The organism is Pseudomonas sp. LRF_L74, assembly GCF_965644255.1.
Lineage (GTDB): Bacteria > Pseudomonadota > Gammaproteobacteria > Pseudomonadales > Pseudomonadaceae > Aquipseudomonas.
Window position 1 is genome coordinate 1 of record NZ_CBFFRH010000019.1, and the last position, 22705, is coordinate 22705.

Annotated in this window: 33 protein-coding genes; all 33 read right to left on the reverse strand. The window is 58.5% G+C overall.

Translation table 11 applies throughout. The annotated features are described in order from the left end of the window. Positions 1-122 precede the first annotated feature (122 nt). A complete protein-coding gene (gene rplQ / locus ACSZPK_RS26300; RefSeq protein WP_069901967.1) occupies positions 123-509 on the reverse strand; it encodes a 50S ribosomal protein L17 in 387 nt (128 codons plus the stop codon). Between the two features lie 44 nt (positions 510-553). Then, positions 554-1555 carry a DNA-directed RNA polymerase subunit alpha gene (locus ACSZPK_RS26305; RefSeq protein WP_437884574.1) on the reverse strand — a complete coding sequence of 334 codons (1002 nt, stop codon included), beginning with the start codon at positions 1553-1555 and terminating at the stop codon, positions 554-556. Between the two features lie 22 nt (positions 1556-1577). Beyond that, positions 1578-2198 carry a 30S ribosomal protein S4 gene (rpsD, locus tag ACSZPK_RS26310; RefSeq protein ID WP_437884575.1) on the reverse strand — a complete coding sequence of 207 codons (621 nt, stop codon included), beginning with the start codon at positions 2196-2198 and terminating at the stop codon, positions 1578-1580. Positions 2199-2214: 16 nt separating this feature from the next. After that, entirely contained in the window at positions 2215-2604 is a 390-nt protein-coding gene (rpsK, locus tag ACSZPK_RS26315; protein WP_021702690.1) for a 30S ribosomal protein S11, read from the reverse strand. A gap of 30 nt (positions 2605-2634) precedes the next feature. Further along, positions 2635-2991 (reverse strand): 30S ribosomal protein S13, encoded by a 357-nt coding sequence (gene rpsM / locus ACSZPK_RS26320; protein ID WP_437884576.1) that lies wholly within the window; start codon positions 2989-2991, stop codon positions 2635-2637. Positions 2992-3124: 133 nt separating this feature from the next. Further along, positions 3125-3241 (reverse strand): 50S ribosomal protein L36, encoded by a 117-nt coding sequence (rpmJ, locus tag ACSZPK_RS26325; protein WP_003281814.1) that lies wholly within the window; start codon positions 3239-3241, stop codon positions 3125-3127. A 31-nt stretch (positions 3242-3272) separates the two neighbouring features. Further along, positions 3273-4601 carry a preprotein translocase subunit SecY gene (gene secY, locus ACSZPK_RS26330; protein ID WP_437884577.1) on the reverse strand — a complete coding sequence of 443 codons (1329 nt, stop codon included), beginning with the start codon at positions 4599-4601 and terminating at the stop codon, positions 3273-3275. Further along, on the reverse strand, positions 4602-5036 hold the full coding sequence (rplO, locus tag ACSZPK_RS26335) for a 50S ribosomal protein L15 (protein WP_437884578.1): 435 nt from the start codon (positions 5034-5036) through the stop codon (positions 4602-4604). It lies immediately after the preceding gene. 3 nt (positions 5037-5039) lie between these two features. Next, positions 5040-5216 (reverse strand): 50S ribosomal protein L30, encoded by a 177-nt coding sequence (rpmD, locus tag ACSZPK_RS26340; protein WP_136474257.1) that lies wholly within the window; start codon positions 5214-5216, stop codon positions 5040-5042. Between the two features lies 1 nt (position 5217). Continuing rightward, positions 5218-5745 (reverse strand): 30S ribosomal protein S5, encoded by a 528-nt coding sequence (gene rpsE / locus ACSZPK_RS26345; RefSeq protein ID WP_437884579.1) that lies wholly within the window; start codon positions 5743-5745, stop codon positions 5218-5220. A gap of 3 nt (positions 5746-5748) precedes the next feature. Then, entirely contained in the window at positions 5749-6099 is a 351-nt protein-coding gene (gene rplR, locus ACSZPK_RS26350; RefSeq protein ID WP_437884580.1) for a 50S ribosomal protein L18, read from the reverse strand. 10 nt (positions 6100-6109) lie between these two features. Then, complete coding sequence (gene rplF, locus ACSZPK_RS26355; RefSeq protein ID WP_437884581.1) at positions 6110-6643, reverse strand: 50S ribosomal protein L6; 534 nt, start codon at positions 6641-6643, stop codon at positions 6110-6112. A 12-nt stretch (positions 6644-6655) separates the two neighbouring features. Then, complete coding sequence (gene rpsH, locus ACSZPK_RS26360) at positions 6656-7048, reverse strand: 30S ribosomal protein S8 (protein ID WP_437884582.1); 393 nt, start codon at positions 7046-7048, stop codon at positions 6656-6658. 177 nt (positions 7049-7225) lie between these two features. After that, positions 7226-7531, reverse strand: coding sequence for a 30S ribosomal protein S14 (gene rpsN / locus ACSZPK_RS26365; protein ID WP_437884583.1), 306 nt, complete (start codon positions 7529-7531; stop codon positions 7226-7228). A gap of 13 nt (positions 7532-7544) precedes the next feature. Continuing rightward, the gene (gene rplE, locus ACSZPK_RS26370; RefSeq protein WP_437884584.1) at positions 7545-8084 is read right to left on the reverse strand and encodes a 50S ribosomal protein L5; all 540 of its coding nucleotides are present in this window, start codon (positions 8082-8084) and stop codon (positions 7545-7547) included. A gap of 19 nt (positions 8085-8103) precedes the next feature. Then, positions 8104-8418 carry a 50S ribosomal protein L24 gene (gene rplX, locus ACSZPK_RS26375; RefSeq protein ID WP_437884585.1) on the reverse strand — a complete coding sequence of 105 codons (315 nt, stop codon included), beginning with the start codon at positions 8416-8418 and terminating at the stop codon, positions 8104-8106. Between the two features lie 12 nt (positions 8419-8430). Beyond that, complete coding sequence (gene rplN / locus ACSZPK_RS26380) at positions 8431-8799, reverse strand: 50S ribosomal protein L14 (RefSeq protein ID WP_003243907.1); 369 nt, start codon at positions 8797-8799, stop codon at positions 8431-8433. A 22-nt stretch (positions 8800-8821) separates the two neighbouring features. Next, complete coding sequence (gene rpsQ, locus ACSZPK_RS26385) at positions 8822-9088, reverse strand: 30S ribosomal protein S17 (RefSeq protein ID WP_043310396.1); 267 nt, start codon at positions 9086-9088, stop codon at positions 8822-8824. A 2-nt stretch (positions 9089-9090) separates the two neighbouring features. Next, a complete protein-coding gene (rpmC, locus tag ACSZPK_RS26390; protein WP_437884586.1) occupies positions 9091-9282 on the reverse strand; it encodes a 50S ribosomal protein L29 in 192 nt (63 codons plus the stop codon). Then, a complete protein-coding gene (rplP, locus tag ACSZPK_RS26395; protein ID WP_437884587.1) occupies positions 9282-9695 on the reverse strand; it encodes a 50S ribosomal protein L16 in 414 nt (137 codons plus the stop codon). Before rplP ends, rpmC begins: the two co-directional genes overlap by 1 nt. Before the next feature lie 12 nt (positions 9696-9707). Continuing rightward, a complete protein-coding gene (gene rpsC, locus ACSZPK_RS26400; protein WP_437884588.1) occupies positions 9708-10394 on the reverse strand; it encodes a 30S ribosomal protein S3 in 687 nt (228 codons plus the stop codon). A 13-nt stretch (positions 10395-10407) separates the two neighbouring features. Next, a complete protein-coding gene (gene rplV / locus ACSZPK_RS26405) occupies positions 10408-10740 on the reverse strand; it encodes a 50S ribosomal protein L22 (protein WP_003210077.1) in 333 nt (110 codons plus the stop codon). A 13-nt stretch (positions 10741-10753) separates the two neighbouring features. Further along, positions 10754-11029 (reverse strand): 30S ribosomal protein S19, encoded by a 276-nt coding sequence (gene rpsS / locus ACSZPK_RS26410; protein ID WP_437884589.1) that lies wholly within the window; start codon positions 11027-11029, stop codon positions 10754-10756. A 16-nt stretch (positions 11030-11045) separates the two neighbouring features. Then, positions 11046-11870 carry a 50S ribosomal protein L2 gene (rplB, locus tag ACSZPK_RS26415; RefSeq protein WP_437884590.1) on the reverse strand — a complete coding sequence of 275 codons (825 nt, stop codon included), beginning with the start codon at positions 11868-11870 and terminating at the stop codon, positions 11046-11048. An 11-nt stretch (positions 11871-11881) separates the two neighbouring features. Next, complete coding sequence (rplW, locus tag ACSZPK_RS26420; RefSeq protein WP_437884591.1) at positions 11882-12184, reverse strand: 50S ribosomal protein L23; 303 nt, start codon at positions 12182-12184, stop codon at positions 11882-11884. Next, on the reverse strand, positions 12181-12783 hold the full coding sequence (rplD, locus tag ACSZPK_RS26425; RefSeq protein WP_437884592.1) for a 50S ribosomal protein L4: 603 nt from the start codon (positions 12781-12783) through the stop codon (positions 12181-12183). Before rplD ends, rplW begins: the two co-directional genes overlap by 4 nt. A gap of 14 nt (positions 12784-12797) precedes the next feature. Then, positions 12798-13433: a 50S ribosomal protein L3 gene (gene rplC, locus ACSZPK_RS26430; protein WP_437884593.1), complete on the reverse strand. Its 636-nt coding sequence runs from the start codon at positions 13431-13433 to the stop codon at positions 12798-12800. A gap of 81 nt (positions 13434-13514) precedes the next feature. Further along, positions 13515-13826: a 30S ribosomal protein S10 gene (rpsJ, locus tag ACSZPK_RS26435; protein WP_003103876.1), complete on the reverse strand. Its 312-nt coding sequence runs from the start codon at positions 13824-13826 to the stop codon at positions 13515-13517. A gap of 151 nt (positions 13827-13977) precedes the next feature. Further along, the gene (gene tuf, locus ACSZPK_RS26440; RefSeq protein ID WP_437884594.1) at positions 13978-15171 is read right to left on the reverse strand and encodes an elongation factor Tu; all 1194 of its coding nucleotides are present in this window, start codon (positions 15169-15171) and stop codon (positions 13978-13980) included. Positions 15172-15200: 29 nt separating this feature from the next. Then, the gene (gene fusA, locus ACSZPK_RS26445) at positions 15201-17348 is read right to left on the reverse strand and encodes an elongation factor G (RefSeq protein ID WP_437884595.1); all 2148 of its coding nucleotides are present in this window, start codon (positions 17346-17348) and stop codon (positions 15201-15203) included. Positions 17349-17378: 30 nt separating this feature from the next. Next, entirely contained in the window at positions 17379-17849 is a 471-nt protein-coding gene (rpsG, locus tag ACSZPK_RS26450) for a 30S ribosomal protein S7 (RefSeq protein ID WP_009397350.1), read from the reverse strand. Positions 17850-17940: 91 nt separating this feature from the next. Beyond that, complete coding sequence (gene rpsL, locus ACSZPK_RS26455) at positions 17941-18312, reverse strand: 30S ribosomal protein S12 (protein WP_437884596.1); 372 nt, start codon at positions 18310-18312, stop codon at positions 17941-17943. 149 nt (positions 18313-18461) lie between these two features. Then, entirely contained in the window at positions 18462-22661 is a 4200-nt protein-coding gene (gene rpoC / locus ACSZPK_RS26460; RefSeq protein WP_437884597.1) for a DNA-directed RNA polymerase subunit beta', read from the reverse strand. Positions 22662-22705 lie beyond the last annotated feature (44 nt).

The window sequence follows — 22705 nt, forward strand, 5'->3', positions numbered from 1 at the left end:
TCACCTCCAAGTCACCAGTGCAGCCACCACAGCCGAACTGGTTGCGCTAACGCGCAACGCGCCATGCCTGGCGCACCAATAAAAAACCGGGCCTAGGCCCGGTTCTTCATACAACCTGCAACTTACTCGGCAGCTTCTACCGAACCGCCGACCGGACGGTCAACCAGTTCGACGTATGCCATCGGAGCGTTGTCGCCAGCGCGGAAACCGCACTTGAGGATACGCAGGTAGCCGCCTTGGCGGGTGGCGTAACGCTTGCCCAGATCGTTGAACAGTTTACCAACGATAGCTTTCGAACGCGTACGGTCGAAGGCCAGACGACGGTTGGCAACGCTGTCTTCCTTGGCCAGGGTGATCAGCGGCTCGGCAACGCGGCGCAGTTCCTTGGCTTTCGGCAGGGTGGTTTTGATCAGCTCGTGTTCGAACAGCGACACTGCCATGTTTTGGAACATGGCCTTACGGTGTGCGCTGGTGCGGCTCAGGTGACGGCCACTTTTACGATGACGCATGGTTAATATTCCTTACCAAACTTCAAGTTCGGTGAACGTGACGATCAGGCGCTGGCCTTGTCGTCTTTCTTAAGGCTTGCCGGCGGCCAGTTATCGAGGCGCATACCGAGGGACAGACCACGAGAAGCCAGAACGTCCTTGATCTCGGTCAGAGACTTCTTGCCCAGGTTCGGCGTTTTCAACAGCTCTACTTCGGTACGCTGAATCAGGTCGCCGATGTAGTAGATGTTTTCTGCCTTCAGGCAGTTGGCCGAACGTACGGTCAGTTCCAGGTCGTCAACCGGACGCAGCAGAATCGGGTCGATCTCGTCTTCCTGCTCAACCACTACTGGTTCGCTGTCGCCTTTCAGGTCGACGAACGCAGCCAGTTGTTGTTGCAGGATAGTCGCGGCACGACGGATGGCCTCTTCAGGGTCCAGGGTGCCGTTGGTTTCCAGATCGATGACCAGCTTGTCCAGGTTGGTGCGCTGCTCAACGCGGGCGTTCTCGACGACGTAGGCAACACGGCGCACTGGGCTGAACGAAGAGTCCAGCTGCAGGCGACCGATACTACGGCTTTCGTCTTCGTCGTTCTGACGGGCATCAGCCGGTTCGTAGCCACGGCCACGACGCACGGTGAGCTTCATGTTCAGAACGCCGTTGTCCGCCAGGTTGGCGATAACGTGATCGCCATTGACGATCTCGACATCGTGATCCAGCTGAATATCGGCAGCAGTGACCACACCCGAGCCCTTCTTGGCCAGAGTCAGGGTGACTTCGTCACGGCCGTGCAGCTTGATGGCCAGGCCCTTGAGGTTCAGAAGGATCTCGATGACATCCTCTTGAACACCTTCGATGGCGCTGTACTCGTGGAGTACACCGTCAATCTCGGCCTCGACTACTGCACAGCCAGGCATGGAGGACAACAGGATGCGACGCAGCGCGTTGCCCAGGGTGTGGCCAAAACCACGCTCGAGGGGCTCGAGGGTGATCTTGGCGTGGGTCGAACTGACCACCTGCACATCGATGTGGCGGGGGGTCAGGAACTCATTTACCGAAATCTGCATGGATGCACCTACTTGCTAGCCCTTACTTGGAGTAGAGCTCGACGATCAGGCTCTCGTTGATGTCGGAGGACAGATCGCTGCGAGCCGGTACGCTCTTGAACACACCGGATTTCTTCTCAGCGTCGACGTCGATCCACTCAACGCGGCCACGCTGGGCGCTCAGCTCGAGAGCTTGCACGATGCGCAGCTGGTTCTTGGCCTTTTCACGGACAGCCACGACGTCACCGGCCTTGACCTGGTACGAAGGGATGTTCACGGTCGAACCGTTAACGGTGATCGCTTTGTGCGATACCAGTTGGCGGGATTCGGCACGGGTGGCGCCAAAGCCTATGCGATAGACGACGTTGTCCAGGCGGCATTCGAGCAGTTGCAGCAGGTTCTCACCGGTTGCGCCTTTACGGCTGGCAGCCAGTTTGTAGTAACCGCTGAACTGACGCTCCAGTACACCGTAGATACGGCGAACTTTCTGCTTCTCACGCAGCTGGGTACCGTAGTCGGACTGACGACCACGGCGAGCGCCGTGCTGGCCAGGAGCCGCTTCGATGTTGCACTTGGACTCAAGCGCGCGCGCACCGCTCTTCAGGAAGAGATCAGTGCCTTCACGGCGAGACAGTTTGCACTTCGGACCAATGTAACGAGCCATTCTTCACTGTCTCCTATTACACGCGACGCTTCTTCGGCGGACGGCACCCGTTGTGCGGGATAGGCGTCACGTCGGTGATGCTGGCGATTTTGTAGCCGCAGGCGTTCAGTGCACGCACAGCGGATTCACGACCTGGACCTGGACCTTTGACGTTGACGTCGAGGTTTTTCAGGCCATATTCCAGAGCGGCTTGACCGGCACGTTCTGCAGCCACCTGGGCAGCGAACGGGGTGCTCTTACGAGAGCCGCGGAAACCCGAACCACCGGAGGTAGCCCAGGACAGGGCGTTACCTTGACGGTCGGTGATGGTCACGATGGTGTTGTTGAAAGAAGCGTGGATGTGAGCGATCCCATCCACCACTGTCTTTTTGACTTTCTTACGAGTACGAGCAGCTGGCTTAGCCATGACTTAATTCCTGTCGATTCGCGGGCGCAATTACTTGCGGATCGGCTTACGCGGACCCTTGCGGGTACGGGCGTTGGTCTTGGTGCGCTGACCACGGACCGGGAGGCCGCGACGGTGACGCAGACCGCGGTAGCAGCCCAGGTCCATCAGACGCTTGATCTTCATGTTGATTTCGCGACGCAGGTCACCCTCAGTGGTGATCTTCGCGACTTCGCCACGCAGCTGTTCGATCTGCTCGTCAGAGAGATCCTTGATCTTCGCCGCCGGATTTACGCCGGTGGCTGCACAGATTTTATGTGCAGTGGTGCGACCAACACCGTAGATGTAGGTCAGCGAGATAACAGTGTGCTTGTTATCCGGAATGTTGACGCCTGCAATACGGGCCATTCAGTGGAACTCCAATTGACAGCTACCCACGCCCTGGAAGCCAAGAAATAGGGCGCGCGATATTAGCGCTGTAGAAACAAAGAATCAACCCGGCAGCGCACTAGCTGCCGGGCTCATTACGCGTATTTCACACTCAGCCTTGGCGCTGTTTGTGACGCGGTTCCGCGCTGCAGATCACGCGCACGACGCCGTCGCGACGAATGATCTTGCAGTTGCGGCACAGCTTCTTGACCGATGCACGAACTTTCATCAGTAACTCCTAGAACCTTACGGTCGGTACGTCAGCGGAGCATGCCGCTGCCGTAGCCCTTCAGGTTGGCTTTCTTCATCAGGGACTCGTACTGGTGAGACACGAGGTGAGATTGCACTTGGGACATGAAGTCCATGACAACCACGACCACGATCAGCAGCGAGGTCCCGCCAAGGTAAAACGGTACGTTGGCCGCCACCTGCAGGAACTGCGGGAGCAGACAAACAGCCGTCATGTACAGAGCACCGAACATGGTCAAGCGGGTCAATACGCCATCGATATAGCGTGCGGACTGCTCACCGGGACGGATACCCGGAATAAAGGCACCAGACTTCTTCAGGTTTTCCGCTACGTCTTTCGGGTTGAACATCAGCGCCGTATAGAAGAAGCAGAAGAAGATGATCCCTGCGCTAAACAGCAAGATGTACAACGGCTGCCCGGGCGCGAGTGCCTGGGAGATATCCTTCAGCCAATCCATACCCTCGGAATGACTGAACCAGGTACCCAGCGAAGCCGGGAACAGCAGGATACTGCTGGCGAAAATGGCCGGAATGACGCCCGCCATGTTCACCTTCAACGGCAGGTGGCTGGTCTGCGCGGCGAAGACCTTGCGGCCCTGCTGACGCTTGGCGTAGTGCACCGCGATGCGACGCTGGCCACGCTCGATGAAAACCACGAAACCGATGATTGCAACAGCCAACAGACCGATCGCGATCAAGGCGAAGATGTTGATATCGCCCTGCCGGGCAGACTCGAAAGACTGCCCGATGGCACGCGGAAGACCGGCGACGATGCCGGAGAAGATCAGCATGGAGATGCCGTTTCCGACACCCCGTTCAGTGATCTGCTCGCCCAGCCACATCATGAACATGGCACCGGCCACGAAGGTCGATACCGCCACGAAGTGGAAGCCGAAGTCGACCGCGAACGCCACACCCTGGCTCGCCAGGCCGACGGACATGCCAATGGCTTGTACGCAGGCCAGCACCAGGGTGCCGTAGCGGGTGTACTGGCTGATCTTGCGACGGCCAGCTTCACCTTCCTTCTTCAACTGCTCCAGCTGCGGGCTGACGACGGTCATCAGTTGCATGATGATCGATGCCGAGATGTACGGCATGATCCCCAGCGCAAAGATGCTCATCCGCTCCAGCGCGCCGCCGGAAAACATGTTGAACAGGCTGAGAATGGTCCCCTCGTTCTGCCGAAACAGATCCGCCAAGCGGTCCGGGTTGATTCCGGGAACCGGAATATGCGCCCCGATCCGATAGACGATGATCGCCAGGAACAGGAAGCGCAGCCGAGCCCAGAGCTCGGACAACCCGCCGTTGCTTAGCGCAGAGAGAGCACCTTGCTTAGCCATTTAGTCCTCGAACTTGCCGCCAGCTGCTTCGATGGCCGCACGCGCACCCTTGGTGGCGGCGATACCCTTCAGGGTGACAGCGCGACCGACTTCGCCCGACAGCATGACTTTCACACGCTGTACGTTCTGGCCGATCACGTTGGCATCTTTCAGCGACTGCAGAGTGACGACATCGCCTTCCACCTTGGCCAGCTCGGAAGTACGCACTTCGGCGCGATCCAGGGCTTTCAGGGAAACGAAGCCGAACTTCGGCAGGCGACGGTGCAACGGCTGTTGACCACCCTCGAAACCAGGGGCGATGGTGCCACCGGAACGGGAAGTCTGACCTTTGTGACCACGGCCACCGGTCTTGCCCAGACCGCTACCGATACCACGACCCGGGCGATGTTTTTCGCGACGGGAACCCGGTGCAGGGCTCAGATCATTGAGTTTCATCGATTAACCCTCGACGCGCAGCATGTAGTAAGCCTTGTTGATCATCCCGCGGTTCTCGGGAGTATCCAGGACTTCTACAGTGTGACCAATGCGACGCAGACCCAGGCCCTTGACGCAGAGCTTGTGGCTTGGGATGCGACCGGCGGTGCTTTTGATCAGCGTGACTTTAACGGTGGCCATCTCAGCGGATCTCCTCGACAGTCTTGCCGCGCTTGGCAGCGATAGACTCAGGAGACTGCATGGCCTTCAGACCGTTGAAAGTGGCATGAACCACGTTCACCGGGTTGGTCGAGCCATAGCACTTGGCCAGAACGTTCTGCACACCAGCCACTTCGAGAACAGCGCGCATGGCGCCGCCCGCGATGATGCCGGTACCTTCCGAAGCCGGCTGCATGAAGATGCGCGAAGCACCGTGCACGGCCTTGGTCGGGTATTGCAGCGTGGTACCGTTCAGGTCCACCTGGATCATGTTGCGACGCGCAGCTTCCATCGCTTTCTGGATGGCGGCCGGCACTTCGCGCGACTTGCCACGACCGAAACCGACACGGCCTTTACCATCACCCACCACGGTCAGCGCGGTGAAGGTGAAGATACGGCCACCCTTTACGGTCTTGGCAACGCGGTTAACCTGAACCAGCTTCTCGATGTAGCCTTCGTCGCGGCCTTCGTCGCGATTGTCGCGATCGCGTCTTTGCTCGTTATTTGCCATAACTTAGAACTCCAGCCCGCCTTCACGAGCAGCATCAGCCAGCGCTTTCACACGGCCGTGGTACTTGAAGCCAGAACGGTCGAACGCAACCTGGGTCACGCCGGCAGCTTTCGCACGCTCAGCTACCAGTTTGCCAACCTTAATGGCGGCGTCGACGTTGCCGGAGGCGCCGTCACGCAGTTCTTTGTCCAAGGTCGAGGCGCTGGCCAGAACCTTGCCGCCGTCGGCCGAGATGACCTGGGCGTAGATGTGCTGGGAAGAGCGGTACACGCAGAGGCGTACGGTTTCCAGCTCGCGCATTTTCAGGCGTGCCTTGCGAGCACGGCGCAGACGAGTTTCTTTCTTTACGCTCATTTGCTATGCCCTACTTCTTCTTAGCTTCTTTACGACGGACGACTTCGTCGGCGTAACGCACACCTTTGCCTTTGTAAGGCTCTGGCGGACGGAAGTCGCGAATTTCGGCAGCCACCTGACCGACCAGTTGCTTGTCGATGCCCTTGATCAGGATATCGGTCTGGCTCGGGGTTTCCGCAGTAACACCCTGCGGCAGCTCATAGTCGATCGGATGCGAGAAGCCGAGAGCGAGGTTCAGCACCTGACCTTTGGCCTGGGCTTTGTAGCCGACGCCGATCAGTTGCAGCTTGCGCTCGAAGCCCTGGCTCACGCCAATGACCATGTTGTTGACCAGTGCACGGGTGGTACCGGCCATGGCGCGATTCTGCTGATCACCATTGCGAGCGGCGAAACGCAGCTCACCGGAATCCTGGATCACTTCAACGGAAGCGTGCACGTTCAGTTCAAGAGCGCCTTTGCTGCCCTTGATGGAAAGCTGTTGGCCGGCGAGTTTGACCTCGACACCGGACGGCAGCTTAACGGGGTTCTTAGCAACGCGAGACATGCTTATCCCCCCTTAGAACACAGTGCAAAGCACTTCGCCGCCGACACCGGCAGCGCGCGCAGCGCGGTCCGTCATCACACCTTTGTTGGTGGAGACGATGGATACACCGAGACCGCCGCGAACTTTCGGCAGTTGCTCGACGGGCTTGTACTGACGCAGACCAGGACGGCTTACGCGCTTGACCTCTTCGATGACCGGACGGCCTTCGAAGTATTTCAGCTCGATGGACAGCTGCGGCTTGGCGTCGCTGCTGATCTGATAACCCGCAATATAACCTTCGTCTTTCAGAACTTTGGCTACAGCCACCTTCAGCTTGGAAGAGGGCATGCTTACGACGGACTTTTCAGCCATCTGGGCATTACGGATACGAGTTAGCATGTCCGCTAACGGGTCCTGCATACTCATGGGCTAGTTGCTCCTAAAACTAAAGAACAGCCTTTCGGCTGGAATCACTCCAAGACAAGCGAAAAAATGCCGGGCTCGGAAGAGCCGGACATTCTAGAGATCGCTCAAAAATGAATCAAGCCCCAAAAGGGGCTTGTTCACATAAAGAAAAAGCCGGCGCTAGGCCGGCTTTTCTTTTTACCAGCTGGCTTTCACCAGGCCCGGTACGTCGCCACGCATCGCTGCTTCGCGCAGCTTGTTACGGCCAAGGCCGAACTTGCGGTAAACGCCGTGCGGACGACCCGTGATGCGGCAACGGTTACGCAGGCGGCTAGCGCTGGCGTCACGCGGTTGCTTCTGCAGGGCGACCTGAGCTTCCCAACGCTGTTCCCCGGTGGAGTTCGGGTTGGCGATGATAGCTTTCAGCTCGGCACGCTTCTTAGCGTACTTGGCGACCGTTTGCTGACGCTTCAGCTCACGGTTTTTCATGCTCGTTTTAGCCATGATCGAACTCCAGTCAGTTGCGGAACGGGAAGTTGAAGGCACGCAGCAGGGCGCGACCTTCATCATCCGAGCGAGCGGTAGTGGTCAGGGTGATGTCCAGACCACGCAGCGCATCGATCTTGTCGTAATCGATTTCCGGGAAGATGATCTGCTCTTTCACGCCCATGCTGTAGTTGCCGCGGCCGTCGAAGGACTTGGCATTCAGGCCGCGGAAGTCACGCACGCGCGGCAGGGAGATGGACAGCAGACGATCGAGGAATTCGTACATGCGATCGCTACGCAGGGTCACCTTGACGCCGATCGGCCAGCCTTCGCGAACCTTGAAACCAGCGACCGACTTGCGGGCGTAGGTTACGACAGGCTTCTGGCCAGTGATCTTTTCCAGGTCGGCAACAGCGTGCTCGATGACTTTCTTGTCGCCGATCGCTTCGCCGAGACCCATGTTAAGGGTGATTTTGGTGACGCGCGGAACTTCCATCACGTTACCCAGCTTCAGTTCTTCCTTCAGCTTGGGGGCGATTTGCTTCCGGTAAATCTCTTTCAGTCGTGCCATGGTGTTCTACCTATGATTCTCAAGCGCCAACCGGCTTTTGGGTGGACTTGAAGACACGAATTTTCTTACCGTCTTCGACTTTGAAACCAACGCGGTCAGCCTTGTTGGTCTCGCTGTTGAAAATGGCGACGTTGGAAGCGTGCAGAGGCGCCTCCTTCTCGACGATACCGCCTTGAATGCCAGCCATCGGGTTCGGCTTGGTGTGGCGCTTCACGAGGTTGACACCACCGACGACCAGACGGTCATCAGCGAGAACCTTGAGCACCTTGCCGCGCTTGCCCTTGTCTTTGCCGGCGATCACGATGATCTCGTCATCACGACGAATCTTTTGCATGACGGCTTCTCCTTACAGCACTTCAGGGGCGAGCGAGACGATCTTCATGAACTTCTCAGAACGAAGTTCACGAGTCACTGGCCCGAAGATGCGGGTACCGATGGGCTCTTGCTTGTTGTTCAGCAGAACAGCAGCGTTGCCATCGAAACGGATGATGGAACCATCGGCACGACGAACGCCGTGACGAGTGCGAACCACCACAGCGGTCATCACTTGGCCCTTTTTCACCTTACCGCGCGGAATGGCTTCCTTGACGGTAACTTTGATGATGTCGCCGATACCGGCGTAGCGACGGTGCGAACCGCCCAGGACCTTGATGCACATAACGCGACGAGCGCCGCTGTTGTCAGCGACGTCGAGCATGGATTGAGTCTGAATCATATCTTTCTCCGACCCTTAGTCCTTAGACTTCCACGGCACGTTCGACGACTTCAACCAGGGCCCAGTTCTTGGTCTTGGCCAGCGGACGGGTCTCACGGATGGTGACCTTGTCGCCGATCTTGCACTGGTTGGTTTCGTCGTGAGCATGCAGCTTGGTCGAGCGCTTCACGTATTTACCGTAGATCGGGTGCTTGACGCGACGCTCGATCAGAACGGTGATGGTCTTGTCCATTTTGTCACTGACGACGCGGCCAGTCAGGGTACGGACGGTTTTCTCAGCTTCAGCCATGATTACTTACCTGCCTGCTGGTTGAGCACAGTTTTCACGCGAGCGATGTCACGTTTCACCTGCAGGAGCAGGTGAGACTGCGCCAACTGGCCAGTTGCTTTCTGCATACGCAGATTAAACTGGTCGCGCAGCAGACCGAGCAGTTGCTCGTTCAGCTGCTGAACCGATTTTTCACGAAGTTCTTTCGCACTCATCACATCACCGTCCGTTTAACAAAGGAGGTAGCGAGGGGCAGCTTTGCAGCAGCCAGGGCGAAAGCCTCACGCGCCAGCTCTTCTGGAACACCTTCAATCTCGTACAGAACCTTGCCCGGCTGAATCTGGGCAACCCAGTACTCGACGCTACCCTTACCTTTACCCATACGAACTTCGAGGGGCTTTTTGGTAACTGGCTTGTCCGGGAACACACGGATCCAGATTTTACCGCCACGCTTCACGTGACGAGTCAGGGCACGACGGGCCGATTCGATCTGACGAGCAGTCAGGCGACCACGTGCAACAGCTTTCAGGGCGAATTCGCCGAAGCTGACTTTGCTACCGCGCTGAGCCAGACCACGGTTGTGGCCAGTCATCTGCTTGCGGAATTTTGTACGCTTGGGTTGTAGCATTTTGCGTACTCCTTACTTGGCAGCTTTTTTACGAGGAGCGGGCGCTTGGGGTTTCAGCTCTTCCTGGCGGCCACCGATGACCTCGCCTTTGAAGATCCAAACCTTCACACCGATCACACCGTAGGTGGTGTGCGCTTCGTAAGTGGCGTAATCGATATCGGCACGCAGGGTGTGCAGAGGCACACGACCTTCGCGATACCACTCGGTACGTGCGATTTCCGCACCACCCAGACGACCGCTCACCTGGATCTTGATGCCCTTGGCACCAATGCGCATGGCGTTCTGTACGGCGCGCTTCATGGCGCGACGGAACATCACACGACGCTCCAGCTGCTGAGCAACGCTTTGTGCTACCAGCATACCGTCGAGCTCCGGCTTGCGGATCTCTTCGATGTTGATGTGCACCGGCACACCCATTTGCTTGGTCAGGTCCTGGCGCAGCTTCTCAACATCTTCACCTTTCTTGCCGATCACGATGCCGGGACGAGCGGTGTGGATGGTGATGCGTGCGGTTTGAGCCGGGCGAGCAATGTCGATACGGCTTACGGACGCGCTTTTTAGTTTGTCTTGGAGGTACTCACGCACCTTCAGGTCGGCAAACAGATAATCAGCGTATTGACGCTTGTCTGCATACCAAACGGAGGTGTGCTCCTTGACGATTCCCAGGCGAATGCCAGTGGGATGTACTTTCTGACCCATCTGATCGACTCCGTTACTTGTCCGCAACCTTGACAGTGATATGGCAAGACCGCTTGACGATGCGATCAGCGCGGCCTTTGGCACGCGGCATGATGCGCTTCAGCGAACGCCCTTCGTTGACGAAAACGGTGGAGACTTTCAGGTCGTCCACGTCAGCGCCTTCGTTGTGCTCGGCGTTGGCCACGGCCGACTCCAGCACTTTCTTGATGATCTCGGCGGCTTTCTTACTGCTGAAAGCCAGGAGGTTGAGCGCTTCGCCCACCTTCTTCCCGCGGATCTGGTCGGCGACCAAGCGGGCTTTCTGGGCAGAGATGCGAGCGCCCGACAGCTTAGCGGCTACTTCCATCGTTCCTTACCCCTTAACGCTTGGCTTTCTTGTCCGCCACGTGCCCACGATAGGTGCGGGTACCAGCGAACTCGCCGAGTTTGTGGCCGACCATGTCTTCGTTCACGAGAACGGGGACGTGTTGACGACCGTTATGTACAGCGATGGTCAGACCGACCATTTGCGGCAGGATCATCGAACGACGCGACCAGGTCTTAACCGGTTTGCGATCGCTCTTTTCCAACGCCACTTCGACCTTCTTCAGTAGGTGAAGATCGATAAAAGGACCTTTTTTCAGAGAACGCGGCACTGTCGTATCCCTCTAGTTACTTGCGACGACGGACAATCATTTTGTCGGTGCGTTTGTTACCACGAGTCTTCGCGCCCTTAGTCGGGAAGCCCCATGGAGACACCGGATGACGGCCACCAGAGGTACGACCTTCACCACCACCATGCGGGTGGTCTACCGGGTTCATCGCCACGCCGCGAACGGTCGGGCGAACACCGCGCCAGCGCTTGGCACCCGCTTTACCCAGCGAACGCAGGCTGTGCTCGGAGTTCGAGACTTCGCCCAGGGTCGCACGGCATTCAGCCAGCACTTTGCGCATCTCGCCGGAGCGAAGACGCAGGGTCACGTAAGCACCTTCACGCGCGACCAGCTGTACCGAAGCACCAGCGGAACGAGCGATCTGCGCGCCTTTGCCTGGCTTGAGTTCGATACCATGAATGGTCGAACCAACCGGGATGTTGCGCAGCGGCAGGCTGTTACCAGCCTTGATCGGAGCAGCGACGCCAGCCACCAGCTCGTCACCGGCGCTTACGCCTTTCGGAGCGATGATGTAGCGACGCTCGCCGTCAGCGTATTTCAGCAGAGCGATGTGCGCAGTACGGTTCGGATCGTATTCGATACGCTCGACAGTGGCAGGAATGCCATCTTTGTCGTTGCGACGGAAGTCGACCAGACGATAGTGCTGCTTGTGGCCGCCACCGATGTGACGCGTGGTGATACGACCATTGTTGTTACGACCACCGGACTTCGATTTTTTCTCGAGCAGCGGAGCGTAAGGAGCGCCTTTGTGCAGCTCCTGGTTGACGACCTTGACCACGAAACGGCGGCCAGCGGAAGTCGGTTTGCATTTAACGATTGCCATGATGCTCCACCTTACTCAGCAGCACTGCTGGAGAAATCGATGTCCTGGCCTGGCTGAAGGGCGATGTACGCCTTCTTCCAGTCGTTGCGCTTGCCCAGGCCGCGAGCGGTACGCTTGGTCTTACCCTTCACATTGACGGTAGAGACACCAGCGACCTTCACGCTGAACAGGCTTTCGACGGCCTTCTTGATTTCCAGCTTGGTTGCATCAGTGGCAACCTTGAATACGAATTGGCTCTTGCCATCCGCCAGCACAGTGGCTTTCTCGGAGACATGCGGGCCAACCAGCACCTTGAATACGCGTTCCTGGTTCATCCCAGCAGCTCCTCGAATTTCTTCACGGCGGACACGGTGATCAACACCTTGTCGTAGGCGATCAGGCTGACTGGGTCGGAACCCTGGACGTCACGTACGTCGACGTGCGGCAGGTTGCGGGCAGCCAGGTACAGGTTCTGATCAACGGCGTCGGAAACGATCAGCACGTCATTCAGGCCCAGGCCATTCAGCTTGCTCAGCAGCACTTTGGTTTTCGGCGATTCGACGGCAAAGTCTTCAACCACTACCAGGCGGTCCAGACGCACCAGCTCGGAGAGGATCGAGCGCAGAGCGGCGCGATACATCTTCTTGTTGAGCTTCTGATCATGGTTCTGCGGACGAGCAGCGAAGGTCACGCCACCGCCACGCCAGATCGGACCACGAGTCGTACCGGCACGCGCACGGCCAGTACCTTTTTGACGCCAAGGACGCTTGCCGCCACCGGAAACGTCGGAACGGCTCTTCTGCTGCTTGCTGCCCTGACGGCCGCCAGCCATGTAAGCGACAACGGCCTGGTGAACCAGGGTCTCGTTGAATTCGCTACCGAAGGTCGCTTCCGAAACGTCGATCGCCTGAGCGTTATTTACATTCAGTTGCATCTCAGGTTCTCCCCTTAACCGCGAGCTTTGACAGCCGGACGAACAACCAGGTTGCCGCCAGTAGCGCCCGGAACGGCACCCTTGACCAGCAGCAGATTGCGTTCAGCGTCTACGCGGACTACTTCCAAGGACTGCACGGTCACGCGCTCGGCGCCAAGATGACCGGACATTTTCTTGCCCTTGAATACACGACCAGGAGTCTGGCACTGGCCGATGGAGCCCGGCGCGCGGTGAGATACGGAGTTACCGTGAGTGTTGTCCTGACCACGGAAGTTCCAGCGCTTGATGGTACCGGCATAGCCTTTACCCTTGGACTCACCGGTAACGTCTACCAGTTGGCCAGCTTGGAACAGCTCGGTGGTGATCTGGTCGCCAGCCTGGTACTCGCCTTCTTCAAGACGGAATTCCCAGACGCCGCGGCCAGCGGCAACGTTTGCCTTGGCAAAGTGACCAGCCTGCGCCTTGGTCACGCGGGAAGCACGACGCTCACCGACGGTAACCTGAACAGCGCGATAGCCGTCGCTTTCTTCGGATTTGAACTGAGTGACGCGATTCGGCTCGATCTCGATGACCGTAACCGGAATGGAGACACCTTCTTCGGTGAAAATACGAGTCATGCCCGCTTTTCGACCGACTACACCAATAGTCATGTTGTAACCTCATGAGTGTACGGGGCTTTCACCCGCTATGGCCGCCCATTTCAGAGCGTTACACGACTAAAACCAGAGGTTTTAGCCGAGGCTGATCTGCACTTCCACGCCTGCAGCAAGGTCGAGCTTCATCAGCGCATCGACGGTTTTATCCGTCGGCTGGACGATGTCCAGAACACGCTTATGAGTGCGAATCTCGTACTGATCGCGCGCGTCTTTGTTGACGTGCGGGGAGATCAGAACGGTGAAACGCTCCTTGCGAGTCGGCAGCGGAATAGGACCACGCACCTGAGCACCAGTACGTTTCGCGGTTTCCACGATTTCCTGGGTTGATTGATCGATCAGGCGATGGTCAAAAGCCTTCAACCGAATACGGATTTGTTGGTTTTGCATTTTGACCTCAGACTCTATCTGCTATCCCCAACGGACGGACTACGCCCGTTAAAAGGAGGCGTGATTGTACGGATGGCCTTTGGGGGTGTCAACTTTTGACCAACCAAAAGAAAAGGGCCCCGAAGGGCCCTTTTCTCGAAGCAGTCGCCGATTACTCGATGACTTTGGCAACCACGCCGGCACCAACGGTACGGCCGCCTTCGCGAATCGCGAAACGCAGGCCGTCTTCCATGGCGATCGGCTTGATCAGGGTGACAACCATTTTGATGTTGTCGCCCGGCATTACCATCTCAACGCCTTCCGGCAGTTCGCACGAACCGGTCACGTCAGTGGTACGGAAGTAGAACTGCGGACGGTAGCCCTTGAAGAACGGGGTGTGACGACCACCTTCTTCTTTGGACAGAACGTACACTTCAGCTTCGAACTTGGTGTGCGGCTTGATGGTGCCCGGCTTGGCCAGAACCTGACCACGCTCCACGTCGTCACGCTTGGTACCACGCAGCAGGACGCCACAGTTCTCACCAGCACGACCTTCGTCGAGCAGCTTGCGGAACATCTCGACACCGGTACAGGTGGTCTTGGTGGTAGCACGCAGACCAACGATTTCGATTTCTTCCTGGATCTTGACGATACCGCGCTCTACACGACCAGTTACGACAGTACCGCGACCGGAGATCGAGAACACGTCTTCGATCGGCATCAGGAACGGCTTGTCGATGGCACGAACCGGCTCAGGGATGTAGGCATCCAGAGTCTCGACCAGCTTCTTGACAGCCGAAGTACCCATTTCGTTGCCGTCTTCGCCGTTCAGGGCCATCAGCGCGGAACCGATGATGATCGGGGTGTCGTCGCCCGGGAAGTCGTAAGTGCTGAGCAGGTCGCGCACTTCCATTTCCACCAGCTCCAGCAGCTCGGCGTCGTCAACCATGTCGGCCTTGTTCAGGAACACGACGATGTAAGGAACGCCAACCTGACGAGACAGCAGGATGTGCTCGCGAGTCTGCGGCATCGGGCCATCGGCGGCCGAGCACACCAGGATCGCACCGTCCATCTGGGCAGCACCGGTGATCATGTTCTTCACGTAGTCGGCGTGGCCCGGGCAGTCAACGTGCGCGTAGTGGCGAACGGCCGAGTCGTACTCGACGTGAGCAGTGTTGATGGTGATACCGCGCGCTTTCTCTTCCGGAGCCGAGTCGATCTTGTCGAAGTCGACCTTGGCGCTACCGAATACTTCGGAGCAGACGCGGGTCAGAGCAGCGGTCAGGGTAGTTTTACCGTGGTCGACGTGACCGATGGTGCCTACGTTGACGTGCGGTTTGTTACGTTCGAATTTTTCCTTAGCCACGACTTAAACCTCTTGCCTAAAGGGCTGAATCAGCCTTGTTTTTTAACCAGCGCTTCGACGATGTTCGACGGAGCTTCGGCGTATTTGGAGAATTCCATGGAGTAGCTCGCGCGCCCCTGGGACATGGAGCGAACGTCGGTCGCGTAACCGAACATCTCACCCAGCGGAACCTCGGCACGAATCACTTTGCCGGAAACCGTGTCTTCCATACCCTGGATCAGACCACGACGACGGTTCAGGTCACCCATCACGTCACCCATGTAGTCCTCGGGAGTCACCACCTCGACCTTCATGATCGGCTCAAGCACCTTACCACCACCCTTCTGGGCCAGTTGCTTGGTCGCCATGGAAGCAGCGATCTTGAACGCCATCTCGTTGGAGTCGACGTCGTGGTAGGAACCATCGAACACGGTCGCCTTCAGGCCGATCAGCGGATAGCCGGCGACGACGCCGTTCTTCATCTGCTCTTCGATACCTTTCTGGATCGCCGGGATGTATTCCTTCGGAACCACACCACCAACGACTTCATTGGTGAACACCAGACCTTCGGTGATGTTGCCCTTGTCGTCCACGTCCGGAGTCGAGAAACGAATCCAGCAGTGACCGAACTGACCGCGACCACCGGACTGACGAACGAACTTGCCTTCGATCTCGACAGCGTCCTTGGTGATGGTTTCACGGTAGGAAACCTGCGGCTTGCCGATGTTCGCCTCGACATTGAACTCACGACGCATACGGTCGACGAGGATGTCCAGGTGCAGCTCACCCATACCAGAGATGATGGTCTGGCCGGTTTCTTCGTCGGTCTTGACGCGGAACGACGGGTCTTCCTGGGCCAGCTTGCCGAGGGCGATACCCATCTTTTCCTGGTCAGCCTTGGTTTTCGGCTCTACAGCCACCGAAATCACCGGCTCCGGGAAGTCCATGCGCTCAAGGATGATCTGCTTGTCGGGATCGCACAGGGTTTCACCCGTGGTGACGTCCTTCATGCCGATCAGAGCCGCGATGTCGCCAGCGCGCACTTCCTTGATCTCTTCACGCTGGTTGGCGTGCATCTGCACCATACGACCAACGCGCTCTTTCTTGCCCTTGACGGAGTTGATGACCGACTGGCCAGACTCCAGAACGCCCGAGTAAACGCGAACGAAGGTCAGCGTACCCACGAACGGGTCAGTCGCGATCTTGAACGCCAGAGCGGAGAACGGCTCGTTGTCGTCAGCATGACGCTCGTCGTATTCGCTCTCTTCGATCTGCTCTTTAGGCTTGTCAGCCAGATCCGGGTGGATACCCTTGATCGCAGGGATCTCGGTCGGAGCAGGCAGGAAGTCGATGACGGCATCGAGAACCAGCGGAACGCCCTTGTTCTTGAAGGAAGAGCCGCAAACAGCCGGAACGATTTCACTGGCCAGGGTGCGCAGACGCAGACCCGCCTTGATGTCATCGGCCGACAGATCACCTTCTTCAAGGTACTTGTTCATCAGCTCTTCGTTGGCTTCGGCTGCCGCCTCGACCATGTTGCTGCGCCACTCGTTGGCCAGATCCAGCAACTCGGCCGGGATCTCTTCCTCACGATAGGTGGTGCCCTTGTCGTCGTCGTTCCAGTAGATAGCCTTCATCTTGATCAGATCGACCTGACCCTCGAAGTTATCCTCTGCGCCGATGGCGATCTGGATCGGAACCGGGGTATGACCCAGACGGTTCTTGATCTGACCGACGACGCGCAGGAAGTTGGCACCGGCACGGTCCATCTTGTTCACGTAGACGATACGCGGAACACCGTACTTGTTGGCCTGACGCCATACGGTTTCGGACTGCGGCTCGACACCGGAAGTACCACAGAACACAACGACGGCACCGTCGAGCACACGCAGGGAACGCTCTACTTCAATGGTGAAGTCAACGTGACCGGGGGTATCGATGACGTTTACGCGGTAGTTGTCATACTGGCCAACCGAACCCTTCCAGAAGGTGGTGATGGCAGCAGAAGTAATGGTAATACCACGCTCCTGCTCCTGAACCATCCAGTCGGTAGTCGCGGCGCCATCATGCACCTCGCCCATCTTGTGGCTGAGGCCTGTGTAGAACAGGATCCGCTCGGTCGTAGTGGTCTTGCCCGCGTCAACGTGGGCACAGATACCGATGTTACGGTAGCGGTTGATTGCTGTATTACGAGCCATAAAGCCCTCGCAAAGAAATTGATGCCGGAATTAGAAGCGGTAGTGCGAGAACGCCTTGTTGGCTTCCGCCATACGGTGTACGTCTTCACGCTTCTTGACTGCAGCACCTTTGCCTTCGGCAGCGTCCAACAGCTCACCAGCCAGGCGCAGGGCCATGGACTTCTCACCGCGCTTGCGCGCGAAGTCCACCAGCCAGCGCATGGCCAGGGCGTTACGACGGGATGGGCGAACTTCGACCGGAACCTGGTAGGTAGCACCGCCTACACGGCGGGACTTGACTTCGACCAGCGGAGCGATGGCGTCGAGAGCTTTCTCGAAGATTTCCAGGGGATCGCTGTTCTTGCGCGCCTTGACTGTGTCCAGGGCACCGTAAACGATGCGCTCGGCCACGGCCTTCTTGCCGCTTTCCATCACGTGGTTCATGAATTTGGCGAGAATCTGGCTTCCGTATTTCGGATCGTCCAGGATCTCACGCTTTGCTGCTACACGACGTCTTGGCATGATAAGCCCTCAAACGGTCTTCAGGTTAGCTCGGGACACGATGCCCGACCTTACTCTTATCGACTCAACTAAAAGATGAATGGCGGCCGAATTACTTCGGACGCTTGGAACCGTACTTCGAACGGCCCTGCTTACGGTCTTTGACACCAGTGGTGTCCAGCGAACCGCGGACAGTGTGGTAGCGCACACCCGGAAGGTCTTTTACACGACCGCCACGGATCAGCACGACGCTGTGCTCTTGCAGGTTGTGACCTTCACCACCGATGTAGGAGGTGACTTCAAAACCGTTGGTCAGACGAACACGGCACACTTTACGCAGTGCGGAGTTCGGTTTTTTCGGCGTAGTGGTGTACACGCGAGTGCACACGCCACGGCGTTGCGGGCAGTTCTGCAGCGCAGGAACGTCGCTCTTGTCGACGATACGCTTGCGCGGCTGGCGTACCAGCTGGTTGATAGTTGCCATCTAAAAGCTCCACTGTTGTCTTTCGACGCTATTACCCACAAAAACAAATGGCAGAGCCGAACGCCCTGCCATATTTAGGGGTGCATGAGTCTAAAGAGACTCATACCCCCAGTCAAGACTGGGCTTGAACCTGTCAAGCCCTTTCCTGATTAGTTGCTGCTGGAGTTCAACGCTTCGGTCAGTGCTGCCTCGACCTCGCTCGCACTCACGCGAACCGGTTTGTCGGCTTCACGGCGACGCTTGCGTTCGCTGTGATAAGCCAGACCGGTACCTGCCGGGATCAGGCGACCGACCACCACGTTTTCTTTCAGACCACGCAGGTAGTCGCGCTTGCCAGTGACCGCTGCCTCGGTGAGGACGCGAGTGGTTTCCTGGAAAGATGCCGCCGAAATGAACGACTCGGTGGACAACGATGCCTTGGTGATACCCAGCAGTACGCGCTCGAACTTGGCAGTGAACTTGTCTTCGGCCACCAGGGTTTCGTTCTCGCCCAGGACCTGGGTGAGCTCGACCTGATCGCCCTTGATGAAGCTCGAATCGCCCGACTCGCTGACTTCGACCTTGCGCAGCATCTGGCGCAGGATGGTCTCGATGTGCTTGTCGTTGATCTTCACGCCTTGCAGACGGTAAACGTCCTGGATCTCGTTGACGATGTACTTGGCCAGCGCGCTGACGCCCAGCAGACGCAGGATGTCGTGCGGATCGCTCGGGCCGTCGGAGATGACCTCGCCACGGTTGACCTGTTCACCTTCGAACACGTTGAGGTGACGCCATTTCGGAATCAGCTCTTCGTATGGATCGCTGCCATCGGTCGGGGTGATGACCAGGCGGCGCTTGCCCTTGGTCTCTTTACCGAAGGAGATGGTGCCGCTGATCTCTGCCAGGATCGACGCTTCTTTCGGACGACGGGCTTCGAACAGGTCGGCAACACGCGGCAGACCACCGGTGATGTCGCGGGTCTTCGAGGTTTCCTGCGGGATACGGGCGATGACGTCACCGACACCGACCTGCACACCGTCAGCCACACCGACGAGGGCGTTGGCTGGCAGGAAGTACTGAGCCGGTACGTCGGTACCCGGCAGCAGCAGCTCTTTGCCATTGGCGTCGACCAGCTTGACCGCAGGACGGATGTCCTTGCCGGCGGCCGGACGATCCTTCGGATCGAGCACCTCGATGTTGGTCAGACCGGTCAGTTCGTCGGTCTGGCGCTTGATGGTGATGCCCTCCTCCATGCCGACGAAGGTGATAGTACCCTTCATCTCGGTCACGATCGGGTGGGTGTGCGGGTCCCACTTGGCGACGATGGCGCCCGGATCGACCTTGTCGCCTTCCTTGACGCTGATGACCGCACCGTACGGCAGCTTGTAGCGCTCGCGCTCGCGACCGAACTCGTCGGCGATGGCCAGCTCACCGGAGCGGGACACCGCGACCAGGTTGCCATCGGCGCGCTCGACATGCTTCAGGTTGTGCAGACGGACCGCACCACCATTCTTCACCTGCACGCTGTCGGCTGCGGAAGTACGGCTGGCCGCACCACCGATGTGGAAGGTACGCATGGTCAACTGGGTACCCGGCTCACCGATGGACTGGGCGGCGATAACGCCAACCGCCTCACCGATGTTGACCTGATGACCACGGGCCAGATCGCGGCCGTAGCACTTGGCGCAGATACCGAAGCGGGTTTCGCAACTGATCGGCGAACGCACGACCACTTCGTCGATACTGTTGCGCTCGATGAACTCGACCCACTGCTCGTCGATCAGGGTACCGGCCGGTACGGCGATTTCGTCGGTTCCCGGCTTGAACACGTCACGCGCGATGACACGACCCAGGACGCGCTCGCCCAGCGGCTCGACCACGTCGCCGCCTTCGATGTGCGGCGTCATGTGCAGGCCCTGCTCGGTGCCGCAGTCGATCTCGGTCACCACCAGATCCTGGGCCACGTCGACCAGACGACGGGTCAGGTAACCGGAGTTCGCGGTCTTCAATGCAGTATCCGCCAGACCTTTACGGGCACCGTGGGTGGAGATGAAGTACTGGAGTACGTTCAGGCCTTCACGGAAGTTGGCGGTGATCGGCGTTTCGATGATGGAGCCGTCCGGCTTGGCCATCAGGCCACGCATACCGGCCAACTGGCGAATCTGGGCGGCGGAACCACGCGCACCGGAGTCGGCCATCATGTACATGGAGTTGAAGGACTCCTGGTCGACTTGCTTGCCTTCGCGGTCGATGACTTTCTCTTTCGAGAGGTTGGCCATCATCGCCTTGGACACTTCGTCGTTAGCCTTGGACCAGAGGTCGATCACCTTGTTGTACTTCTCGCCCTGGGTGACCAGGCCGGAGGCGTACTGCGATTCGATCTCCTTCACTTCCTCGGTGGCGGCGTCGATGATGCGCGCCTTCTCGTCCGGGATGACGAAGTCGTTCACGCCGATCGACACACCGGAGATGGTCGAGTAGGCGAAACCGGTGTACATCAATTGGTCAGCGAAGATGACGGTGTCCTTCAGACCAACCACGCGATAGCACAGGTTGATCAGTCGGGAGATCGCCTTCTTCTTCATCGGCTGGTTGACCACGTCGAACGCCAGGCCAGCGGGCACGACCTGGAACAGCAACGCGCGGCCGACGGTGGTGTCGACGATGCGGGTGTTCTTGGTGATGGTGCCGTCGCGGTGCTTGACGGTCTCCTTGATGCGCACCTTCACACGAGCGTGCAGGGACGCTTCGCCCGCGCGGAACACGCGGTCGACTTCCTGCAGGTCGGCGAATACGCGGCCTTCACCCTTGGCGTTCACCGCTTCACGGGTCATGTAGTACAGACCCAGAACCACGTCCTGCGACGGCACGATGATCGGCTCGCCGTTGGCGGGCGAAAGGATGTTGTTGGTCGACATCATCAGCGCGCGCGCTTCGAGCTGGGCCTCCAGCGTCAGCGGCACGTGAACGGCCATCTGGTCACCGTCGAAGTCGGCGTTGTACGCGGCGCAGACCAGCGGGTGCAGTTGGATCGCCTTGCCTTCGATCAGTACCGGCTCGAACGCCTGGATGCCCAGACGGTGCAGGGTCGGCGCACGGTTCAGCAGCACGGGGTGTTCGCGGATGACTTCGGCGAGAACGTCCCAGACCTCGGGCAGCTCGCGCTCGACCATCTTCTTGGCAGCCTTGATGGTGGTTGCCATGCCACGCGCTTCGAGCTTGCCGAAAATGAACGGCTTGAACAGCTCGAGGGCCATTTTCTTCGGCAGACCGCACTGGTGCAGGCGCAGGGTCGGGCCCACGGTGATCACGGAACGACCGGAGTAGTCCACGCGCTTACCGAGCAGGTTCTGACGGAAGCGACCTTGCTTACCTTTGATCATGTCGGCCAGCGACTTCAGCGGACGCTTGTTCGAGCCGGTGATGGCGCGACCGCGACGGCCGTTGTCGAGCAGGGCGTCGACCGCTTCCTGCAGCATGCGCTTTTCGTTGCGCACGATGATGTCCGGCGCCGACAGGTCGAGCAGGCGCTTGAGGCGGTTGTTACGGTTGATCACGCGGCGATACAGATCGTTGAGATCGGACGTCGCGAAACGGCCACCGTCCAGCGGAACCAGCGGACGCAGGTCTGGCGGCAGAACCGGCAGAACGGTCAGCACCATCCACTCGGGATGGTTGCCGGAGTCCTTGAAGGCCTCCATCAGCTTCAGGCGCTTGGACAGCTTCTTGATCTTGGTTTCGGAGTTGGTCTGCGGAATCTCTTCACGCAGGCGGCCGATCTCATGATCCAGGTCGATGGCGTTGAGCAGCTCGCGAACGGCCTCGGCGCCCATGCGCGCATCGAAGTCGTCACCGAACTCCTCGAGGGCTTCGAAGTACTGCTCGTCGTTCAGCAGTTGTCCTTTTTCCAGGGTGGTCATGCCCGGGTCGATAACCACGTAGCTCTCGAAATAGAGCACGCGTTCGATATCACGCAGGGTCATGTCCAGCAGCAGGCCGATACGCGACGGCAGCGACTTGAGGAACCAGATGTGGGCGACTGGCGAAGCCAGCTCGATGTGCGCCATGCGCTCGCGACGGACCTTGGCCAGCGCGACCTCGACGCCGCACTTCTCGCAGATCACACCACGGTGTTTCAGGCGCTTGTACTTACCGCACAGGCACTCGTAATCCTTGACCGGGCCAAAGATCTTGGCGCAGAACAGACCGTCGCGCTCAGGCTTGAAGGTACGGTAGTTGATGGTTTCCGGCTTTTTAACTTCACCGAACGACCACGAACGGATCATCTCAGGCGAAGCAAGGCCGATGCGAATGGCATCGAACTCTTCGACTTGACCCTGGTTTTTCAGCAAATTCAGTAGGTCTTTCAAGGCCTTTCCTCCTGGCGGAGCAGGCAGCGGGCTAGGTTAGCCCC

Excerpts from the sequence above, each read along its gene's own strand:
- rplC (WP_437884593.1), bottom strand. The coding sequence starts at position 13,433 with ATGACTATTGGTGTAGTCGGTCGAAAAGCGGGCATGACTCGTATTTTC.
- rplR (WP_437884580.1), bottom strand. The coding sequence starts at position 6,099 with ATGAGCGTAAAGAAAGAAACTCGTCTGCGCCGTGCTCGCAAGGCACGC.
- rplQ (WP_069901967.1), bottom strand. The coding sequence starts at position 509 with ATGCGTCATCGTAAAAGTGGCCGTCACCTGAGCCGCACCAGCGCACAC.
- rpsH (WP_437884582.1), bottom strand. The coding sequence starts at position 7,048 with ATGAGTATGCAGGACCCGTTAGCGGACATGCTAACTCGTATCCGTAAT.
- rplD (WP_437884592.1), bottom strand. The coding sequence starts at position 12,783 with ATGCAACTGAATGTAAATAACGCTCAGGCGATCGACGTTTCGGAAGCG.
- rplV (WP_003210077.1), bottom strand. The coding sequence starts at position 10,740 with ATGGAAGTAGCCGCTAAGCTGTCGGGCGCTCGCATCTCTGCCCAGAAA.
- rpsL (WP_437884596.1), bottom strand. The coding sequence starts at position 18,312 with ATGGCAACTATCAACCAGCTGGTACGCCAGCCGCGCAAGCGTATCGTC.
- rpsN (WP_437884583.1), bottom strand. The coding sequence starts at position 7,531 with ATGGCTAAAACGAGCATGAAAAACCGTGAGCTGAAGCGTCAGCAAACG.
- rplN (WP_003243907.1), bottom strand. The coding sequence starts at position 8,799 with ATGATTCAGACTCAATCCATGCTCGACGTCGCTGACAACAGCGGCGCT.
- rpsM (WP_437884576.1), bottom strand. The coding sequence starts at position 2,991 with ATGGCCCGTATTGCAGGCGTCAACATTCCGGATAACAAGCACACTGTT.
- secY (WP_437884577.1), bottom strand. The coding sequence starts at position 4,601 with ATGGCTAAGCAAGGTGCTCTCTCTGCGCTAAGCAACGGCGGGTTGTCC.
- rpmD (WP_136474257.1), bottom strand. The coding sequence starts at position 5,216 with ATGGCCACCGTTAAAGTCACGCTGATCAAAAGCACCGCCGGTCGCATC.
- rplE (WP_437884584.1), bottom strand. The coding sequence starts at position 8,084 with ATGGCACGACTGAAAGAGATTTACCGGAAGCAAATCGCCCCCAAGCTG.
- rplB (WP_437884590.1), bottom strand. The coding sequence starts at position 11,870 with ATGGCAATCGTTAAATGCAAACCGACTTCCGCTGGCCGCCGTTTCGTG.
- fusA (WP_437884595.1), bottom strand. The coding sequence starts at position 17,348 with ATGGCTCGTAATACAGCAATCAACCGCTACCGTAACATCGGTATCTGT.
- rpsD (WP_437884575.1), bottom strand. The coding sequence starts at position 2,198 with ATGGCTCGTTACATTGGTCCGAAGTGCAAACTGTCTCGCCGTGAAGGC.
- rpsG (WP_009397350.1), bottom strand. The coding sequence starts at position 17,849 with ATGCCAAGACGTCGTGTAGCAGCAAAGCGTGAGATCCTGGACGATCCG.
- rplX (WP_437884585.1), bottom strand. The coding sequence starts at position 8,418 with ATGCAAAAGATTCGTCGTGATGACGAGATCATCGTGATCGCCGGCAAA.
- rpmJ (WP_003281814.1), bottom strand. The coding sequence starts at position 3,241 with ATGAAAGTTCGTGCATCGGTCAAGAAGCTGTGCCGCAACTGCAAGATC.
- rplW (WP_437884591.1), bottom strand. The coding sequence starts at position 12,184 with ATGAACCAGGAACGCGTATTCAAGGTGCTGGTTGGCCCGCATGTCTCC.
- rplO (WP_437884578.1), bottom strand. The coding sequence starts at position 5,036 with ATGAAACTCAATGATCTGAGCCCTGCACCGGGTTCCCGTCGCGAAAAA.
- ACSZPK_RS26305 (WP_437884574.1), bottom strand. The coding sequence starts at position 1,555 with ATGCAGATTTCGGTAAATGAGTTCCTGACCCCCCGCCACATCGATGTG.
- rpsK (WP_021702690.1), bottom strand. The coding sequence starts at position 2,604 with ATGGCTAAGCCAGCTGCTCGTACTCGTAAGAAAGTCAAAAAGACAGTG.
- rplF (WP_437884581.1), bottom strand. The coding sequence starts at position 6,643 with ATGTCTCGCGTTGCTAAGAACCCCGTTAAGCTGCCGTCCGGTGTCGAG.
- rpsQ (WP_043310396.1), bottom strand. The coding sequence starts at position 9,088 with ATGGCTGAAGCTGAGAAAACCGTCCGTACCCTGACTGGCCGCGTCGTC.
- rpsE (WP_437884579.1), bottom strand. The coding sequence starts at position 5,745 with ATGGCAAATAACGAGCAAAGACGCGATCGCGACAATCGCGACGAAGGC.
- rpsC (WP_437884588.1), bottom strand. The coding sequence starts at position 10,394 with ATGGGTCAGAAAGTACATCCCACTGGCATTCGCCTGGGAATCGTCAAG.
- rplP (WP_437884587.1), bottom strand. The coding sequence starts at position 9,695 with ATGCTACAACCCAAGCGTACAAAATTCCGCAAGCAGATGACTGGCCAC.
- rpsJ (WP_003103876.1), bottom strand. The coding sequence starts at position 13,826 with ATGCAAAACCAACAAATCCGTATTCGGTTGAAGGCTTTTGACCATCGC.
- rpmC (WP_437884586.1), bottom strand. The coding sequence starts at position 9,282 with ATGAGTGCGAAAGAACTTCGTGAAAAATCGGTTCAGCAGCTGAACGAG.